The sequence below is a fragment of the Aliiroseovarius zhejiangensis genome (genome assembly GCF_014656375.1).
GTDB lineage: Bacteria > Pseudomonadota > Alphaproteobacteria > Rhodobacterales > Rhodobacteraceae > Aliiroseovarius > Aliiroseovarius zhejiangensis.
In genome coordinates this window covers 170,431-184,738 of record NZ_BNCH01000006.1, presented here as the reverse complement: position 1 = coordinate 184,738, position 14,308 = coordinate 170,431, and the positions used below count along the sequence as shown (strand labels likewise).

Below are 14,308 nucleotides of genomic sequence, written 5' to 3'. Positions count from 1 at the left end.
AGCCAGAAACCCTCTCTTATCAATTCAGCCTAATCTGTCCCATTGGCGCTGACGTCAGACACCCTTTAAATCGCTCGATGTTCCACAGCACTCCTTTCATCGACAATATGACGCTACCCATCTTTGCAACCGGCTCATTCTGACCTTTTGCGTGTGCTAGGCCAAGCTTCTTCTTGATGGCCGCAAATGCGTGTGCCAGAGCAAGCTTCCTCTTTACGACCGTAAACTGGGCGATCTCCGAATCAAAATACGCATACGCCCTTTTGACCCATCCTTTACGACGTTCGGCGCGCACCTTTGGTTCGATGCTTGCATAAAGTGCGCTGTAACGGCCAAATTTTTGGACGGGCCCACCTTGGTAATCCGGGCTTTTCTTGGCACGCTTGCTTATCTCTTTCGTTAACCCATCACGGTCAAATTCAGGCGCACTCAGCAATCCGCAATTCCCGACAAAGCTGCGCTCGAACTCATCCGGTTTCAAATCTCTTAAGATACCTTCGACAACATAGCGTGCACCACGCCATGTTAGCGGTCGATCTAATGCGGAAGAAATTTTATTGTAAGAGCCGTTTTGCGCCACAGGTGCTTCATAGAGATCTTCACCCTGAATCGCGGGACGGTTGTGCCTTTCAGGGTCGGTCTCGTCAAATGTAAACTCTTGTACAACGATGTCGATAGGCCATCTGCGCCAGAACTTCGGGACATCTGGCCTGATCTTGGGGGACGTGTAGTTGATATAATCGGACATCGAGTGGCGGACGGTAGGCGCATCCTTTGGTGGTTGGTGTTCGGAGCCTAAACTAGAGGTGTGTAAGACCTGTACGGTTTTGTTTTCGGCATGATCTTCAAACTTTAGGGTCTCCACAAAGAGCAATAGCCAGCCTTTGCGCGGTCCCAAACCATTCCAGAGCGTTTGGGGTAACTCATCGCAGCAAATCTGTGCGATAAAGTGCAGTGGAGCACCTTCACCGTCGCGTGGCCACTTCGTGAGGCTTGGCATCATTGGAAGTCCACCCAGCCAAGATCGAGGCGCTTCATCGAAGCGAATGGGAACTTGTCGTTTCAGAATAACGGAAGCTTGTTTCAAAGAATGCGCCCTTTGCTCTGCCAATATTTCGTTTAGTAGTTCAAACTACTGCCGAGTGTTTAAAGGCCGACATCAACAGGTCTGTCAAACCAAACATTCGCGCAGCTTGCAGCATCGGTGAGTTTGGGCTCTAAGCAGAGATTGATCGAGTTTCACCACTCACTCGAACCCGTGTTACAAGCAAGACGAACTCTGCCACCCATCCTAACAACCCCCTTCCCCTCTGCCCGAAAATCCCCCATCCTTCCCCAAAAGAAGTCTATGGGGACATTGTGATGAAGAAGTTGGGTATTCTGTTGGGTGCAACAGTGGTTTCGCTCTCGGCTTGTGTCAGCCCGGAAGGGGCCACCGGCGGGTCGGACACGCGGTCGATGGGGACAGTGCCGGAAAACGTGCGCGCGATTGCGGCGCCGGGGCAAGACCTCAGCGATGTGCGGCTCAACAATGCGGACGGGTGTTTCGTCTATCGCTATCAAGGGCCGGTCGAAACGACCTATCTGCCCCTGCGCAACCGCAAGGGTCAGCCGATCTGCGTCAAACGCGACGAGGCCCCTGCCGCATGACACTCGGCGCGCTTAGCTGCGCGCCGTTATGCTTTCTGCCGGATAAAGATGCGCGGTCACGCCGGTTTCAACCTGATCATACAGCCCGATGATATGCGCCATCACCATGCGCACACAGCCCGAGCTTGCCCGACCACCAATGGACCGCGGCACGGGTGAGCCATGGATCCGCAGATAGGTGTCGCGGTTGCCCTTATAAAGATAAAACGCCCGTGCCCCCAACGGGTTGCGCGGACCACCATCCATTCCGTCCTCAAGCGGGCCATAGGTTTTGGGGTCGCGCTTCACCATATCCTTGGTGGGAATCCAGATCGGCCACTTTGCCTTGCGGCGGATCGTGAAGGTGCCGGGTTCGTACAAATCACCGCGCCCAATCGCTACGCCATAGCGCATCGCCGTCCCGTCCGCGCGAATATGGTACAAATAACGCGCGACGGCATCGACGTGAATGTCGCCAGGTTTCAGGCCCGCATTCGCCTGCACCAGTTTGGGCAAAAAGCGTGGGTGCAGACCCCAGGGGTTCGACGTAAACGGGTCATAATTCGCGGGCGTCACCTGCGCATCATAAGCGGCCCATCTGGAACTGTCCGATACCGGGCGCCGTTTGGTTTTGACCGGCGCTGATACCGCAGCAGGGGTTGTCGCCTGATCCTGCGCCCAGACGGGCGCGGCAATCGGCGCCGAAAACAGGGCGGCAGACGTGATAACAAAATGGCGTCGGGTCAACATGGGCAGATACCTCGTTTCAAGATGAGCAGATCATCGAACTTTTCCAACTTAGTCAACATTAGCCAAATCGCGAGTCAAAATCCGGTGTGCCGCGTAAAGCGACCCGAAAACGTGACTGAATATCCCCATTGGTTGGGCACGCTATTGCGAATGGCAGCTTAGCGGGACGTTACTGCCTTTCGCTTCGGTTGCGCCAATGGCGGCTTTGGATGAATGGGCTGGGTCACAAACGGTCGGTTTTGCCCGCGACAGAAACGTATGAGTTTGGGCGTTTAAACTATCCGCTTGCACACCAAACACGACCAGTAAGCAGCATCGCCGACCACAAGATCACACGCCTCGACGAACTCATCCACTCGCGCTACGCTGCCCAAGCAGCGTAGCAAGCCTCGCGCCGATTCAACAGGTCGGGTTCAGCGGACGGGCACTTTTGGGATCAAGCAGCGGCTTGCTATTCTTCAGATGCCGCCTGATGATCGTCTTCTGGGTTGATCCGTCAGGTATCACCCGCGCTGGCTTTGGCTGAAACGCTAAATCAATCAGTTCAGGGAAGATGGTAAACACTTCTTCGCGTGCTTCTTTCGGCAGCGTCCGTAGCGCCTCTGGTCCAGCAAAGAGGCTTTCGCTGGGTGCGCCTTCAGCAAAAATCACCTCGTGACGGTCAAAAAGGATGTGGAAATATTCAACCTCTTCAATGCTGTCGTCGAGAAAGATGCCCGGCAGGTCTGTCAGTTTGATGGCCGCGATCAGTGCTTCATCGGTGCCGCAAACCCGTTGCACGATCTTTGAGGACACCAACATGCGATGCTGACGTGAGGTCAGCAAATCGCGCCGCGGCAGCCCGTTGCCCAAGGCCCCCGCGACCATACGCACCGGCAATAGTTTGGGGTTCTCGAATAGGGCATTGGCCTGATAGATGTGCGACCCGATCCAGCGGATTTTGGCTGGTCCTTCAGTTGTCACAGCCGTGTCGCCGACCGACAGCGCTTCAATCGGTAGTCGCCCATCAGCCGTCTCGATCAGTGTGCCGCGCGTAAAACAAACCGCGCCGATGATCCCAGCATAAGAGTCGGAATTTGTCGGCGTGGTGTTTTCTCGGGTAAAGCTATACGCCACGCCGGGCACGAGCGGTATCGACGGCAAATACCCTACGAGGGTGCCGGACCCTTGGGTGCTTGCTGGATTTGTGTCTATTTCTATCTCATACAATTGGACGGTGACCAATTCACCATTGATGGTGGCGGTCAGCGTATATTCCCACTCTGAATAGGCCGTGGTCTCGCTTCCGCCCGCGAGTGAGCCGATGATCGTGCCATCACCCAAAACAGCCTGACCGTATTGGTTGTCGTCATCACCATCTTCATTGGCAAATCGGTCTCCACCCAATAGACCGTCGTCATCATCAATCGTCAGGATCGTGTCAGTCGCTGGATCATAGGGCTCGGTCAGCGTAACGGTACCAGAACCGCCAATGAGACCAGCAAGGGCGTCGGGACTATACAGCTCAAAGACAGGCATTATTACACCCTGGCGAATAAAAAAGGAACACTGGATAACTAATAAGTGTTTTTGCGCAAAAGCGCAATTTATCGGAGGAAACAGAGATGTCGACTGCCTCGCATTGGCGGACGACAGCTGACATTCGCATGACGGGTAGCATCGGTCACTTCGGGCTCTTTCGTTGAATCCGCCGCACCAAGGACGAACAGCCGCTTTTCAAACTGAGTCAGGAATGCGGGACGTTTGGGTCGGGATTGAATGACATGACCTGCACATTTCTTGAGGATTTGGCTGTCAGCCGAGCCAAAAGCAATCCACGCGGCAAACAGTCCGAAATCTCTGAAAACTGCAAAAATGCCGTTCAGACTGTGCGCGACGAAGTCGGCTTTGTCCGCGATCTGGCCGGGGTGGTCTAGGTCTCACGGGGACTGAAAGTTTGAATTATAAAATTGTGACAATACACTCGTAACTATCGAACGTGCCGACTCGGCGTCTTGTCGGCCGAAAGACACATTGAAACGTTGCACGGGAGAGTAACATGAGAAAATTCTTGCTCGGCGCCATCGCCGCAACCACCGCCTTGTCGCCCATTGCCGCGTCGGCGCAGACTGAAATCCAGTTCTGGCATGCTTTCACCGGGCGTTTGGGTGAGTTGGTCGCCGCACAGGTTGAAGAGTTCAACGCAAGCCAGAGCGACTTTACCGTCGTGGCAAGCCACAAGGGCAACTATTCCGAAACGCTGAACGCCGGGATCGCAGCCTTCCGCGCGGGCGAACAGCCCCATGTGCTGATGGTGTTCGAAGTGGGCACCGCCACGATGATGGCTGCCGAAGGGGCGATCAAGCCTGTCTATGAGGTGATGGCCGAAAGCGGGGCCGAGTTCGACCCCGACGCCTATATCGGCGCGGTCAAAGGCTATTACACCACCACCGATGGTCAGATGCTGTCCCTGCCCTTCAACTCGTCCACGCCGGTTCTGTGGGTGAACCGTGACGCGATGGAAGCGGCGGGCGTCGACCCCGACACCGACCTGTCGACCTGGCAGAAGGTGGACGAGGTGCTGGAGCAGCTGAAAGCCGGCGGCGAGGATTGCCCGCTGGTCACCGCCTGGCAAAGCTGGATTCACCTGGAAAACCTGTCGGCCTATCACGACGTGCCATTTGCCACCCGGGACAACGGATTTGCCGGGCTGGACACCGAGCTTGCGCTGAATGGCGAAGCGCAGGTGGCGCATCTGGCGAAAATGGGCGAATGGGCCAAGGACGGCAAATTCATCTATACGGGGCGCCGCAACGAAGGTGGCGCGAACTTCCGTGGGGGCGAATGTGCCTTGTTCACGGAAAGTTCGGCCGGGTATGCCGGGATCAAGGCCGAAGCCGAGTTTGATTTCGACGTGCGCCCACTGCCCTATTGGGAAGGCGTGGGGAATGCTCCGCAAAACACCATCATCGGCGGCGCGTCGCTTTGGGTGATGCAAGGCCACGAGGCCGAGGAATACAAGGGCGTGGGTGAATTCCTGTCCTTCCTGTCCTCGACCCCGGTGCAGGCGAAATGGCACCAGGATACGGGTTATCTGCCGATCACCGCCGCGGCGGGCGACGCCACCCGCGAGGCCGGCTTCTATGAAGCGAACCCCGGCACCGATGTGGCTGTGAAACAGATGACGGCCAACGAGCCGACCGCCAATTCCAAGGGCATCCGTCTGGGGTCGTTCGACCAGATCCGCGGCATCATCGACGAAGAGCTGGAAGCCATCTGGGCCGGTGACAAGACCGCGCAGGAAGCGATGGACAGCGCCAAGGAACGCGGCGACGCGCTGCTGCGCCGGTTCGAGCAAGCCAACAAGTAAATCACGCATCAAGAAGGCGGGCCACATCGGCCCGTCTTTCCTGTCTCGGGGGCCAGAATGGAAAAACGCGTCACGTTCCGGGGGTGGCTTCTGCCACTTTGCCTGATTGCCCCGCAGGTCATCATCTCGGCGGTGTTTTTCTTTTATCCGGCGGGGCAGGCGATCTGGCAATCGCTGTTCATCCCGGACCCGTTCGGGCTGTCCATGCAATATGTGGGCTTGGGCAATTTTGAATACCTGCTGTCGGACAAGTTCTATCGCGCATCTTTCGTGACCACGGCGGTCTTCTCGGTTCTTGTCACGCTGGCCTCGATGATCCCGGCGCTGTTTCTGGCGGTGCTGGCGGATCGGCTGATCAAGGGGTCGGGCGTTTACCGCACGCTTCTGATCTGGCCTTATGCGGTGGCGCCCGCCGTGGCCGGTGTGCTGTGGCTGTTCATGTTCAACACCCGCGTCGGCGTGGTGTCATGGTATCTTGGCCAGCTTGGCTATGACTGGAACCATGTCCTGAACGGAAACGAGGCGATGGGGCTGGTCGTCGTGGCCTCGGCCTGGGGGCGGATCAGCTATAACTTCCTGTTCTTCTTTGCGGCCCTGCAGTCGGTGCCACGATCCGTGATCGAAGCGGCGGCCATTGATGGGGCGCATTTCTGGCGGCGCTTTTTCGGCATCGTGCTGCCGTTGATCACTCCGACCGCGTTCTTCCTTCTGGTGGTCAACGTGGTCTATGCCTTTTTTGAAACCTTCGGCGTGATCCACACAATCACCGGGGGCGGTCCCCAGCAAACCACCACCATTCTGGTTTACAAGGTCTTTTCGGACGGGTTTGTCGGGCAGGATCTTGGATCAAGCTCGGCGCAGTCGGTGATCCTGCTGATCGTGGTGGGGCTGCTGACCGTGCTTCAGTTCAAGTTCGTCGAGAAAAGGGTGCATTACTGATGGCGCGTACGCATCAAGGCATGGTGGAAAAACGCGGGGCGGGGCTGTGGCTGACCCATGTTCTGATGATCCTGGGTGTGCTGGTGATCTTCTTCCCGATCTGGCTGGCCTTCGTGGCCTCGACCGTGACCCAGACGGACATCATCCGCCCGCCGATGCCGGTCTGGCCGGGCGATCAGCTCTGGATCAACTACAAGAACGCGCTGTTTTCGGGCATCAACGTCCCCGTCGGGACCATGCTTCTGAACAGCCTGATCATGGCGATCGGGATCGCGGTGGGCAAGATCATCATCTCGCTTCTGTCCGCCTTTGCCATCGTTTACTTCCGCTTTCCGGGGCGGACGTTTTTCTTTTGGATGATCTTCCTGACCCTGATGCTGCCGGTCGAGGTGCGGATCGTGCCGACCTATGAGGTGGTGGCAGGGTTCGGGATGCTCAACAGCTATTCCGGGCTGATCTTTCCGCTGATCGCGTCGGCCACCGCGACCTTCCTGTTTCGCCAGTTTTTCCTGACCATTCCCGATGAACTGGCCGAGGCCGCGCGCGTCGATGGGGCCCGCCCGATGCGCTTTTTCTGGGACATCGTGGTGCCGATGAGCCGCACCAACATCGCCGCCCTGTTCGTGATCCTGTTCATCTATGGCTGGAACCAGTATCTGTGGCCGCTTCTGATCACCACCGACCCGGAAATGAACACCATCGTGATGGGCATCAAGCAGATGTTCCCCAGCGGGGATGACTTTGCCCACTGGCCGACGATCATGGCGACCTCGATCCTGGCGATGATCCCGCCGGTGATCGTGGTGGTGTCGATGCAAAAGCTCTTTGTGCGTGGTCTGGTCGATAGCGAGAAATAAGATGGCAACAGTTACCCTTAAAAACGTCAAGAAAAGCTTTGGTCCGACCGAGGTCATCCACGGGATCGACGCCGACATACAGGATGGCGAGTTCATCGTCATCGTCGGCCCGTCCGGCTGCGGGAAATCCACGCTTCTTCGCATGGTTGGCGGGCTGGAAACCGTCACCTCGGGCGAGGTTCTGATTGGCGGCGAACGGGCCAATGACAAAGAGCCGATGGACCGCGACATCGCAATGGTGTTCCAGAACTATGCGCTTTATCCGCATATGTCGGTGCGTCAGAACATGGGCTACGGGCTGAAGATCGCGAAGCTGCCCAAGGCCGAGATCGAGGCAAAGGTGCAGAGCGCCGCCAAATTGCTGCAACTGGAGGAGCTTCTCGATCGCAAACCACGCGCGCTGTCAGGCGGTCAGCGCCAGCGGGTTGCCATGGGGCGCGCGATTGTGCGCGAACCGGCGGTGTTTCTGTTTGACGAACCCCTGTCGAACCTCGATGCCAAGCTTCGTGTCCAGATGCGGCTGGAAATCCGCGAGTTGCAGGACAAGCTTGGGATCACGTCGCTTTACGTGACACATGATCAGGTCGAAGCGATGACGATGGCGGACCGGATGATCGTGATGAACGAAGGCAGAGCAGAGCAGATCGGCACACCGCTTGAGGTCTATGAAACCCCCCGCACCCTGTTCGCCGCGCAATTCATCGGCAGCCCGGCGATGAACGTGTTTGATGCCCGTGTCGAAGGCGGCATCGTCAAATTGGGCGATGCTTCCATCGGGTCCGTGGGCGTCCCGGACGGTCAGGTCAAACTGGGCTTGCGGCCGGAACATCTGTACGCTGACGACGCCGGACCGATCCAGGCGCATATCCAGATGTCCGAACCGCTCGGGGCAAATACGCTCCTGCATGGCCGGCTGAGCAGTTCAGGAGACCTTGTCACCGCCAGCCTCGCAGGCGTGCACGCGATCGGCGAAAAGGGCGCAACATGGCGGCTTTCCGTCGATCCGGGTCACATCCACCTTTTCGACCCGGCAACGGGACATCGGCTGGAGACATGAGCCACGGCTGTCCGGACCGACGCAGCCCAGACGGCGGCCTGCACCGTTTTCCCAAGCCCGGGGCGCGCGAGATCTCCTGCCGGATCCTCTGACGCCTTGAGGTCCGCGCTGATCTCGTCCAGTATAGCCGCGACCTCGGTGCGAGAGACATCGCGGATGGTGCGGTTTTCCAGCCCGCGATACCGGATGCGATCCTGATATGTGCCCGACAGCCAGACAAACGGAGTGCCGAACTCATCATGCACTTCGGCGGCGCCGAGCGCACGCTCCACCCGGTCCATGATCCGCCGCCCCGTGCGCTGCCAACCATGGCGGTTGGCGACTTCGCGGCCCATCTCTTCGTGACTTTATTCGATGGTGACGCGATTTAAACTGCCGTTTGCCCCATCGGTCACCAACGTGTAGATCGTATGACCCCTTGCTTTCGATACGAGCCGCAGTTGACCATTCGAAAGGAAGAGCTTCCCGACGATCCGCCTGCCATCGTATTCCGGATCGACCGGATCGAGATTGCGCGCGCCGTCAGATGTCGGCTTGTTGGACATAACGAGACTCGTCAATTGGCGGAATTGGCATTGAAATCGGAAGAAAAGGCCGCTGCGGGTAATCTGCGTCACGGCCGGGAGCCAAGACGTGCCGCAGGCAGGCAGGGTCAAACTAGCCCGAATCCCGGTCCGGGTCACGACGGGGCAGGGCGTCGTCTGGTCGTTCAGCGATAAAGTCGCAGGGCAGATACTGCGATATCGGCGGTAAATGCGCGGCCAATGGCGATCACGCCGACCCGGTGCAGGCGGGCGGGGTCAAAGGGGGTGTCGGTGCGGTGCGGGGTGAAATCCGCAAAGGGAAAACGCAGTGTTGCCCAGTCAGGGGCTGCGGAGAAGCCCGCGCGATACGATTGCCACGGGCGCGTCAAGTGATCGGTGCGCAGGCGCAGCTCGTAGGTCTCGCCATTGCCGCAGAGGTCCAGTTCCAATCCGCGCCAGTGGCTTGCATCGCGCACGGTGCCGTCCGGGTTCAGGTCCGTTGCCATCTGCACAAACCCGCCGTTGTTGTCGAGCGAGACGCGACCGGTTAGACGTGTGGCGGTGCGACCGTGCACCGGTCCGGTCGTGATCGCGCCTTGCGACACGCCACCCATCACGGTGTCGGCGACAAACTCCCAACTTGGGTCAAGGTCGAGCGTGTTTTTCATGCCGTCGCGTTCCATCGTCATTCATATCCCGTCATTTCAAGATAGCCGCGCCCGGTGTGGCTGCCGGACATCGTCACCGGCCCTTCCCAATAGGGGATGGTCAGGTCCATCCACGCGTTGGGGTTTAGCGTGCTAATGGTCACGTCGACGCCTCGGTCGGGCAGCGCGACCTGCCATCGCGTCGGGACCTCGCGCCCGGCCACCGTGCTGTGCGCCAGCGGCTCCGCGCGGAAGGCACCGCTCGGATAGGCCGTGCTCGTTCCGTCTGGTGCGATCCAGGTGGATGAAGTGAAATCCGTGCCATCGGACTGGCGCAGTTGAAACCCCATCAGCTTGGAGCCGTCATCAAATGACAGCGAGAACCAGTCCCAGCCGTCCTGATTTTCTGCCAAGGGCTGCGACGACCATTCGCGGTCAAGCCATGCCGTGCCGGACACGGGCACGCGGCCTGCGGGCAGGGTCAGCGTGCCCTCGATGCGGTAGAAGGGTTGGGAATAATAGTAGCTCGCCTGCCCCTCGATCGATTTGACCGAGAACCCGCCCTCGCCATGGAACACCAGCGGGCCATCGGCGGTCAGGGTCATGTCATAGGCGAAATCAGGTCCGCGCGCGGTCAGGGTCAGGTTGTCGACATCCGCGCCCTCAAGCGTCCATTCGTCGATCCAGGCGCGGAACGGGTCGGCTGTGACCCCGGCCTGTCCGATGCCGCCACGGGCGAAGCGTTCGGTTGCCAGATGGGTGTCTTGGGTGGTGACGGCGGCGTGGGCGAACCAGACCTGTGGGGATTGCCAGCCTTCGCCCTCGCCCGGGGCAAGGGCCGAGCGGAACAGCGTCCATTGCAGGCCATAGGGTGCTCCGTCAGGGTCGGTCAGGTTGGCGGTGAGATACCACCACTCGATCCGGTAATCGGGGTGCGGGCCGTGATCGGCGGGAAAGGAAAAACTGGGGTTCGGCGCGGGCACGGCGAAGCCTTCGGCATCGGTGCCAAGGCCGGAGAACCCCTGCGCCAAGGCGGCGATGGGCCACAGGCAAAGAAAGGCGAGTGGTCTAAGCCTCATTCGCAAACACTTTCAGCAGGGTCGAAGGCCGCGTGCGCATCAGGCGCGTTGCAGGCCACAGGGCGGCCAGAAGGGCGGCCATCAGGGCATAAAGGCCCAGTTTCAGATAATCCGCCGGGAACAGATACATGGGCAGTTTCCAGCCAAACGCTTGCGTGTTGATGATGGTCAGCAGCACCCAGGCCAGCGCAAGGCCCAGCGGGATGGCGCACAGAAACACCAGCGCGGCAAGCGCGACGGCGCGCAACAGCTCGCACCTGCCCAGCGTGCGGCGCGTCAGCCCCAACGCCCAGACCGGCGCAAGCTGCGGCAGGCGCAGGTCGGCAAGGGTCAGCAGGGTCATCAGGATGGCAAAGCCTGCCACCAGCAGGGTCAGCACGTTCAGCGCGGCGGTGACGGTGAAGGTACGGTCGAAAACTGCAAGCGACATAGCCTTGATCGCGGCTTGATTGATCATCGCGCTGTCGGGGATACCCAGCGCGGCGGTGATCTGCGCGCGCAACTGGTCGGTGTCATCGGTGCGGATGCCGAATTGCAGGGGGGCAAGGTCGGGATGGAGGGTGCGAAACAGGTCTTCGGACAGGACGACCTGCCCATGCGGGTTGCCGTAATCGCCAACGACGGCGGCGATGGGGAGGTCAAGGTCGGGGCTGATCTGCACGCTGTCGCCCACCCACAGGTCAGCCCGGCGGGCCAGTTGCTCGTTGACGATCACGGCGGTGCCGGCCTGCACCGCGTCCCACGGGGCAGGGGTGGCGCCCAGAAACTGCCAATTGTCGCGATAGGTTTGCCCGACGCGCACGCCATAGAGGTCGGTCGGTTGCCCGGCGATCTGCGCCTTGGTCGACAGAAGGGGCAGGATCTCGGCCTTGTTTTGGGTCAGGAAGGCCTCCAGCCGGGCGCTTTGGGCGGCATCGTCGACCTGAACGAAGAGTTCGGGGGCCAGGCGTTGATCCAGAAACGCGACGAAGGTGGTGCGGAAGCTCGACACCATGGTCGAGACCCCGATATTGGCCGAGACCGCCAGAAGCAGCGCCATCAGGGCAAGGCTGAGGGTGGGCAGTTGTTGGCGCGTATCGGCCCAGAACCAGCCCCAGACCGGGCCTTTTGCAAGGGTTTGCAGGTGCGCAAGGGCCCAGTTGAACAGAACGGGCAGCAAAAGGGCGGCCCCGATCAGCAGGCAGCCGAGCAGCGCAAAGCCTGCCATCAGCCCTTGGCCGAACAGGGATAGCGCCAGTGCGGCGATCAGCAATGCGGTAGCCCCAAGCGCCTGCACCCGAAGCCGCGCGCCGGAGGCCATGACCCAGGCCCGTGGTCGCGCGCTGGCCAGAAGCGGCATTCGGGCGATCTGCCAGAGCCGTCCGGCCAGTGCAGCCGCCGTGCCAAGCACCGCAATCGCCAGCCCCGACAGCCACCATTCGGCGCGCAATTGCAGCGTGCCCGATATCTCGGCCCCGTAAAGACCGCGCAGAGTTGCGGCCACATCGGGCAGAAGCACCGCCGCGATCAGATAACCCAGCACGATCCCGATCAGGGCGCCGATGGCGGCAAGGCCCAGCATCTCGGCCGTGATCAGGGTGACAAGGGTGTTGAGCGGCACGCCCAGCGAGCGCAGGGTGCGGATCATCGGGCGGCGCTGTTCAAACGCCAGCCCGATCGTGCTGTGAACGATGAACAGGCCCACCGCGAAGCTGAGCAGCCCGAAGGCGGTCAGGTTCAGGTGAAAGCTGTCGGTCAACTGCGCGACGCTGGCCCCTTGCTGCGCCGGTTGCAGGCGCAGCGTTGGCGCGACCGTGGCCAGGTCGGGGCGGCCCATCGGCTGCATCGGCGCAACGGTCAGGTAAGACAGGTCATCGCGGCCCAGAAGGCGCTGCACGATGCCCACGTCGCCAAGCGCCACGCCGGAGGCGATGTCGGGGGTCAGGGTCACCGTGACGTCATCGGGCAGGTCACGCGCGGTTTGAGCATTCGCGAAAAGCTGCGCGGGGCCGGTGAAATCCAGCGGCAAGGGCCCGCCTGCGTCGAGCGCGCCAAACCCGGTGGGCGAGGTGATCGGGTCGATCCCCACGACACGCACAGCGCCCAGACGCCCTTCGATTACAGGGGAAACCTGCCAGCCCGCTCGCCTGAGCGCCAGATAGGTGTCTTGATCAATCGACGCGCCCTGTCGTGACACCAGGCGGTCGAACTGTGCCTCGCCCAGCGTGGTTTCGGCGGCGTCATAGCTGGCGCGGGCCTCGGCGTTGATGGCTTGCACGCCGGACCACAGCGCGGTGGCCAGCGCAAGCCCGGCCAGATAGGCGAAGATCTGCACCGGATTGCGCCGCCAATGGGACATCAGGGCCGACAGACAGGCGCGGGTCATGTCAGACGCCCCCGGCTGAGGTGCAGTTGCCGGTCCATCCGACCCGCGATCAGCCGCGAATGGGTGACGATCAGAAGCGCGGCCCCGGTTGCGGCGACCAGGTGCATCATCTGGTCCAGAACGCCCTCGGCTGTGCCTTCGTCCAGATTTCCGGTGGGCTCATCGGCCAGCAACAGCTTGGGCTTGGCGGCAAGCGCACGGGCGATGGCGACGCGCTGCTGTTGCCCGCCCGACAGCGCCTCGGGGTATTTTGTCATCTGGTCGGACAGGCCCAACGCCGTCACGATCCGGCCGATATGGTCCTGATCCGCACGGCCCGCCAGCCGCGCCTGGAACCCGATATTCGCCGCAACGGTCAGCGAGGGGATCAGGTTGAACTGCTGAAAGACCAGCGCGATCTCGCTTCGGCGCAGGGAAGCGCGGGCGCGATCGTTCAGCCGCGTCAGGTCCGTGCCTGACAGAAGCACGCGGCCCTGATCTGGCTGCTCCAGCCCGCTGGCAATGTGCAGTAGGGTGCTTTTGCCGCTGCCGGATTCGCCGGTCAGGGCAAGTGTCTGGCCCGCCGCGAGCGTGAAGCTGACCCCTTGCAGGACGGGCACACGGGTTTCGCTGTCGCGAAAAGATTTGTGCACGTCGTCCAACTCAAGCAGCATTGCATTCTCCTGTCCGGCCCGCAGGTTAGCCTTTTTCGGCGCGATTGACAGGTATACGTGGCAGGGGGGTGGGTTGGATGACTTAGGGCAGGTGGATTGTCAGGTCGGCGGAAATCGGTCCCTTTTGGTGCGATTTCTCATTAAGGTTGACAGGCTGACCTGCCGAGGCGCAGGCTGGAACCATTCAATGAGTTTGTTGTGCGAAATGGAGTGATATGTTTACGCTTATCTCTAATTTCGGTTTGGCACGCGCGCTTCGCGCCGAATTCGTGCCGTTCGTGATCGCGCTGATCACGGCACAGCTTTTCTTCAAATGGGGCAGTTTTAGCCTGGAGCTTGTGGGATTTGTCGTCCTGTGGGCTGTTCTGGGCTTTATTTCCGATCGCGTGATGCCGGCACCTGGCAAAGACTGACGCGGCGTACCTATCGACGTGAACGCAGATCACGCTTGCCGGAATT

The 14,308-nt window shown here is 60.2% G+C and carries 16 protein-coding genes; 7 read left to right on the top strand and 9 right to left on the bottom strand.

Annotation, left to right across the window (positions count from 1 at the left end):
- Window positions 1–19: 19 nt before the first annotated feature.
- A complete protein-coding gene (locus IE188_RS13630) occupies window positions 20–1,087 on the bottom strand; it encodes a DUF1963 domain-containing protein (RefSeq protein WP_191287063.1) in 1,068 nt (355 codons plus the stop codon).
- Between the two features lie 275 nt (window positions 1,088–1,362).
- Here IE188_RS13630 and IE188_RS13625 point away from each other — a divergent pair, with 275 nt between their 5' ends.
- On the top strand, window positions 1,363–1,650 hold the full coding sequence (locus IE188_RS13625) for a hypothetical protein (RefSeq protein WP_191287062.1): 288 nt from the start codon (window positions 1,363–1,365) through the stop codon (window positions 1,648–1,650).
- 12 nt (window positions 1,651–1,662) lie between these two features.
- Here the strand turns inward: IE188_RS13625 and IE188_RS13620 are convergent, their stop codons facing one another.
- Together IE188_RS13620 and IE188_RS13615 are read right to left on the bottom strand one after the other, a co-directional pair.
- Window positions 1,663–2,379, bottom strand: coding sequence for a L,D-transpeptidase (locus tag IE188_RS13620; protein WP_191287061.1), 717 nt, complete (start codon window positions 2,377–2,379; stop codon window positions 1,663–1,665).
- A 399-nt stretch (window positions 2,380–2,778) separates the two neighbouring features.
- Window positions 2,779–3,897: a Hint domain-containing protein gene (locus IE188_RS13615; protein ID WP_191287060.1), complete on the bottom strand. Its 1,119-nt coding sequence runs from the start codon at window positions 3,895–3,897 to the stop codon at window positions 2,779–2,781.
- Window positions 3,898–4,142: 245 nt separating this feature from the next.
- Here IE188_RS13615 and IE188_RS13610 point away from each other — a divergent pair, with 245 nt between their 5' ends.
- The 5 genes from IE188_RS13610 (at window position 4,143) to IE188_RS13590 (ending at window position 8,581) form a co-directional block, all read left to right on the top strand.
- Window positions 4,143–4,295 (top strand): hypothetical protein, encoded by a 153-nt coding sequence (locus IE188_RS13610; protein ID WP_191287059.1) that lies wholly within the window; start codon window positions 4,143–4,145, stop codon window positions 4,293–4,295.
- A 122-nt stretch (window positions 4,296–4,417) separates the two neighbouring features.
- Entirely contained in the window at window positions 4,418–5,728 is a 1,311-nt protein-coding gene (gene ugpB / locus IE188_RS13605; RefSeq protein WP_191287058.1) for a sn-glycerol-3-phosphate ABC transporter substrate-binding protein UgpB, read from the top strand.
- Window positions 5,729–5,785: 57 nt separating this feature from the next.
- Window positions 5,786–6,667, top strand: a complete 882-nt coding sequence (gene ugpA / locus IE188_RS13600) for a sn-glycerol-3-phosphate ABC transporter permease UgpA (RefSeq protein WP_191287057.1) — start codon at window positions 5,786–5,788, stop codon at window positions 6,665–6,667.
- 20 nt (window positions 6,668–6,687) lie between these two features.
- A complete protein-coding gene (ugpE, locus tag IE188_RS13595) occupies window positions 6,688–7,524 on the top strand; it encodes a sn-glycerol-3-phosphate ABC transporter permease UgpE (RefSeq protein ID WP_191287072.1) in 837 nt (278 codons plus the stop codon).
- A gap of 1 nt (window position 7,525) precedes the next feature.
- Entirely contained in the window at window positions 7,526–8,581 is a 1,056-nt protein-coding gene (locus IE188_RS13590) for an ABC transporter ATP-binding protein (RefSeq protein WP_191287056.1), read from the top strand.
- On the opposite strand, the gene IE188_RS13585 is transcribed toward IE188_RS13590, so the two are convergent.
- From IE188_RS13585 to IE188_RS13560, 6 genes are all read right to left on the bottom strand, one after another.
- Window positions 8,533–8,916: a hypothetical protein gene (locus IE188_RS13585; protein ID WP_191287055.1), complete on the bottom strand. Its 384-nt coding sequence runs from the start codon at window positions 8,914–8,916 to the stop codon at window positions 8,533–8,535. The two genes, IE188_RS13590 and IE188_RS13585, sit on opposite strands and share 49 nt — an antisense overlap.
- A gap of 12 nt (window positions 8,917–8,928) precedes the next feature.
- Window positions 8,929–9,126, bottom strand: a complete 198-nt coding sequence (locus IE188_RS13580) for a hypothetical protein (RefSeq protein ID WP_191287054.1) — start codon at window positions 9,124–9,126, stop codon at window positions 8,929–8,931.
- A gap of 164 nt (window positions 9,127–9,290) precedes the next feature.
- Window positions 9,291–9,794, bottom strand: coding sequence for a CIA30 family protein (locus IE188_RS13575; protein ID WP_229836831.1), 504 nt, complete (start codon window positions 9,792–9,794; stop codon window positions 9,291–9,293).
- A complete protein-coding gene (locus IE188_RS13570; RefSeq protein WP_191287053.1) occupies window positions 9,791–10,831 on the bottom strand; it encodes a lipocalin-like domain-containing protein in 1,041 nt (346 codons plus the stop codon). Before IE188_RS13570 ends, IE188_RS13575 begins: the two co-directional genes overlap by 4 nt.
- A complete protein-coding gene (locus IE188_RS13565) occupies window positions 10,821–13,196 on the bottom strand; it encodes an ABC transporter permease (protein ID WP_191287052.1) in 2,376 nt (791 codons plus the stop codon). Before IE188_RS13565 ends, IE188_RS13570 begins: the two co-directional genes overlap by 11 nt.
- Window positions 13,193–13,849: an ABC transporter ATP-binding protein gene (locus tag IE188_RS13560; protein WP_191287051.1), complete on the bottom strand. Its 657-nt coding sequence runs from the start codon at window positions 13,847–13,849 to the stop codon at window positions 13,193–13,195. The genes IE188_RS13565 and IE188_RS13560 overlap by 4 nt, the downstream gene beginning before the upstream one ends.
- Window positions 13,850–14,064: 215 nt before the next feature.
- Between IE188_RS13560 and IE188_RS13555 the strand changes: the two genes are divergently transcribed.
- Window positions 14,065–14,262: a hypothetical protein gene (locus IE188_RS13555; RefSeq protein WP_191287050.1), complete on the top strand. Its 198-nt coding sequence runs from the start codon at window positions 14,065–14,067 to the stop codon at window positions 14,260–14,262.
- Window positions 14,263–14,308: the final 46 nt, after the last annotated feature.

What these genes read in the sequence shown, in the direction of transcription:
- IE188_RS13590 (WP_191287056.1), top strand. Translation starts at nt 7,526, where the DNA reads ATGGCAACAGTTACCCTTAAAAACGTCAAGAAAAGCTTTGGTCCGACC.
- IE188_RS13620 (WP_191287061.1), bottom strand. Translation starts at nt 2,379, where the DNA reads ATGTTGACCCGACGCCATTTTGTTATCACGTCTGCCGCCCTGTTTTCG.
- ugpA (WP_191287057.1), top strand. Translation starts at nt 5,786, where the DNA reads ATGGAAAAACGCGTCACGTTCCGGGGGTGGCTTCTGCCACTTTGCCTG.
- IE188_RS13555 (WP_191287050.1), top strand. Translation starts at nt 14,065, where the DNA reads ATGTTTACGCTTATCTCTAATTTCGGTTTGGCACGCGCGCTTCGCGCC.
- IE188_RS13585 (WP_191287055.1), bottom strand. Translation starts at nt 8,916, where the DNA reads ATGGGCCGCGAAGTCGCCAACCGCCATGGTTGGCAGCGCACGGGGCGG.
- IE188_RS13575 (WP_229836831.1), bottom strand. Translation starts at nt 9,794, where the DNA reads ATGACGATGGAACGCGACGGCATGAAAAACACGCTCGACCTTGACCCA.
- IE188_RS13580 (WP_191287054.1), bottom strand. Translation starts at nt 9,126, where the DNA reads ATGTCCAACAAGCCGACATCTGACGGCGCGCGCAATCTCGATCCGGTC.
- IE188_RS13560 (WP_191287051.1), bottom strand. Translation starts at nt 13,849, where the DNA reads ATGCTGCTTGAGTTGGACGACGTGCACAAATCTTTTCGCGACAGCGAA.
- IE188_RS13625 (WP_191287062.1), top strand. Translation starts at nt 1,363, where the DNA reads ATGAAGAAGTTGGGTATTCTGTTGGGTGCAACAGTGGTTTCGCTCTCG.
- IE188_RS13570 (WP_191287053.1), bottom strand. Translation starts at nt 10,831, where the DNA reads ATGAGGCTTAGACCACTCGCCTTTCTTTGCCTGTGGCCCATCGCCGCC.
- ugpE (WP_191287072.1), top strand. Translation starts at nt 6,688, where the DNA reads ATGGTGGAAAAACGCGGGGCGGGGCTGTGGCTGACCCATGTTCTGATG.
- IE188_RS13610 (WP_191287059.1), top strand. Translation starts at nt 4,143, where the DNA reads ATGACCTGCACATTTCTTGAGGATTTGGCTGTCAGCCGAGCCAAAAGC.
- ugpB (WP_191287058.1), top strand. Translation starts at nt 4,418, where the DNA reads ATGAGAAAATTCTTGCTCGGCGCCATCGCCGCAACCACCGCCTTGTCG.
- IE188_RS13615 (WP_191287060.1), bottom strand. Translation starts at nt 3,897, where the DNA reads ATGCCTGTCTTTGAGCTGTATAGTCCCGACGCCCTTGCTGGTCTCATT.
- IE188_RS13565 (WP_191287052.1), bottom strand. Translation starts at nt 13,196, where the DNA reads ATGACCCGCGCCTGTCTGTCGGCCCTGATGTCCCATTGGCGGCGCAAT.